Below are 2,387 nucleotides of genomic sequence, written 5' to 3' on the forward strand. Positions count from 1 at the left end.
CCAATCCCTAAGCGCGATCAATGCTTTACGCGACACCCGCCAGCGAATCCCCGGCATGCGCTGAATAAGACGGGCTAGCTGCCCAGTTGGTCATCGCTCGATCGTGCGCAGGATATTGTGCGTTTCTAAACCGAAGACGAGGGGCTTGACCCAACACTCAATACTAGACAGTTTTAACCTTGCGCGGGCGGCCTGGACCCCTCTTGCCGGCGCGCGACTTGGCCAATTTTGCCCGTTCCCGTGAGGCCTTCAACTCTCCGCGGATCGACGCCAGCGTGGCCTTGATGGCGGCAGGACGCTTATCTTCCTTGATGGCGTCAGCAGCAGCAAAAAAGGCCAGGGACAAGTTCTTCGTTCCACGCGGCGCTCGGGTGGTGGTGGCAGGCATAGTGCATGTTTCTTTCAGATTGCGGGCGAATTCTGACGCAAGGTCCAATATCCAACTAGTCATCAGGATGGTTACGACGCGACATTGGTCGAAAGCCGCAGATGGCGTCGATTCCGCGCAAGCACAATATGTCGATGCATAAAAATTTGATAATCAGATCGGCTAAATATAGACTCGGCCCGCTGACATAAGAAGCCGCTGAAGAAAAGTATCGTTTTCTCTGTCGCGCAATGACCACGAAATCTGCAAGACAAAGCTGTGGCCGATTAACGAAATTCGGCCATGAGCGACGCTAAGTGCCTACTCTTGGGGTGTTCGCCGTTATCCAAACGGAAAATGTGGCGAGCATGTCCGTTAAGACCCCCGCATCCGTGCGGCCAGATCGCGCTGGCACATGAAAGGAGTGATCCGCTCCGCTCACCTCTGCGAGCGTCGCCCTTGCGCCGAGCGATTTGATGGTTTGAGCCAGCAGCGTCATGTCGGCCAACGCATCCCGCGTGCCCTGTAGAAAGAGCATCGGAATTTGAATTTGGCTGAGGTGCTGCGCGCGTGTGACTGAGGGTTTGTTGGCTGGATGCAGCGGAAAGCCAAAAAAGGCCAGACCCTCGACCTTGGGGAGCGGCGCCTCCGCTTGCGCTTGGGAGGTCATGCGACCGCCGAATGATTTGCCGCCGGCGATGAGAGGCAGTGCTGGCAATTGCCGCGCCGCCTCGATGACCGCCGCTCGAACCGTTCGATGTGCCAGAGCCGGGCTATCAGGCCGCCGCGAGCCTCGCTCCATGTAAGGAAATTGGTAGCGAAGCGTCGCGATATTCCGATCAGCGAGGCCGTCGGCAACCGCCGCCATGAAGGAATGGGTCATGCCCGCCCCCGCACCATGCGCCATGACGTAGCAGGCACGCGCTTCGGCGGGCGCCTGTAGGATGCCCGAGACGGTGCAGCTCTCGTCGACTGCGATTGTCAGAGCGGTTGCCCGCGTCATCGCCTTCATCCTCTTGCCGGAGCCATGCACTCGAATTCTTTACCATTCCTTGGGAATGCACCGTATCGCGCCGAGACGGCGGTTGAGGCGATTGAATCTGCGGGATTCGACCATTACAGGCATGAAGCCACGCGTCGCGGGGGACCGCCGGCAAGCATGGGGCTACCATCGCGTCAATCGATTCTTGTTCTTGTTTCGTTCTCCTTCGCCGCCTAGCTTGCCTTCATGCCCGACGACCATCAGCCAGACCCTGACGCTGCCGATCTCACCGCCGCCACCGCGGAGGAGATCGCGGCCGTCCTGTCCTATGCGCTGCGTTACGACGAGCGCGGCAAGCCGCGTCGCAGCGGCTGGGATTTCGCCGCCGGGATGGCGGCAGAGCGCCTGACAGAGCACCTGCGTCGATCCGGCTACATCGTGATGCGCGCCCGCCCCGGCCGCCCCCACTCCGCTGGCTAGGCAGATGGAATGGCAGATCTCGCACTTCGAATAGATCATCAAGCGGCCCTCATAGAGCTTCGGAGCGCCGTCGCGCGCCTGGAGCGTGGGACGGTTGTGACGGAGGGCGAGACCATCTCCCTCTGCCCACCCATCGACCGGCTACTGCCTGCCGGGGGCTTGGCCCGTGGGGCTTTCCACGAGGTATTGGCTGCGGACACCGGCGCCGCCACGGGCTTTTGCGCGTTTGTCCTCGGCAAGACAGCGGGACCGGTCATCTGGATTGGCGCCGAGCCGGACATCTGGCCTGCAGGTGTTGCGGAACTTGGTCTCTCGCAGAGGGATCTCATTTTCATTGCCGCCAAGCGCGCCAAGGACGCCCTTTGGGCCTTCGAAGAAGCGCTGAGATCACCGGGCGTGGCGGGCGCCGCCCTCGTGCTCGAGGGGCCGGCACCCGACCTGATCGCTGCCCGGCGACTTCAGCTCGCGGCCGAAACTGGCGGCGGCATCGGCTTGCTCATCTTGCCCGACACGGATCTCGTGCCGCCTTCCGCCGCCAGGAGCCGTTGGCGGGTCGGA

General features: G+C 61.7%; 3 protein-coding genes and 1 pseudogene. 2 read left to right on the forward strand and 2 right to left on the reverse strand.

Translation table 11 applies throughout. The features are described from left to right. Positions 1-163 precede the first annotated feature (163 nt). Together GSQ92_RS26770 and GSQ92_RS26775 are read right to left on the reverse strand one after the other, a co-directional pair. On the reverse strand, positions 164-388 hold the full coding sequence (locus tag GSQ92_RS26770) for a hypothetical protein (RefSeq protein ID WP_159014613.1): 225 nt from the start codon (positions 386-388) through the stop codon (positions 164-166). Positions 389-680: 292 nt separating this feature from the next. Next, positions 681-1,370 (reverse strand): alpha/beta family hydrolase, encoded by a 690-nt coding sequence (locus GSQ92_RS26775; RefSeq protein WP_174247851.1) that lies wholly within the window; start codon positions 1,368-1,370, stop codon positions 681-683. A 225-nt stretch (positions 1,371-1,595) separates the two neighbouring features. Between GSQ92_RS26775 and GSQ92_RS26780 the strand changes: the two genes are divergently transcribed. Further along, positions 1,596-1,829, forward strand: a complete 234-nt coding sequence (locus GSQ92_RS26780) for a hypothetical protein (protein WP_158805728.1) — start codon at positions 1,596-1,598, stop codon at positions 1,827-1,829. Positions 1,830-1,838: 9 nt separating this feature from the next. Next, positions 1,839-2,387, forward strand: a pseudogene (locus GSQ92_RS30545) (ImuA family protein); the annotation flags it as partial.

It is taken from the genome of Acidisoma sp. S159 (genome assembly GCF_009766125.1).
Lineage (GTDB): Bacteria > Pseudomonadota > Alphaproteobacteria > Acetobacterales > Acetobacteraceae > Acidisoma.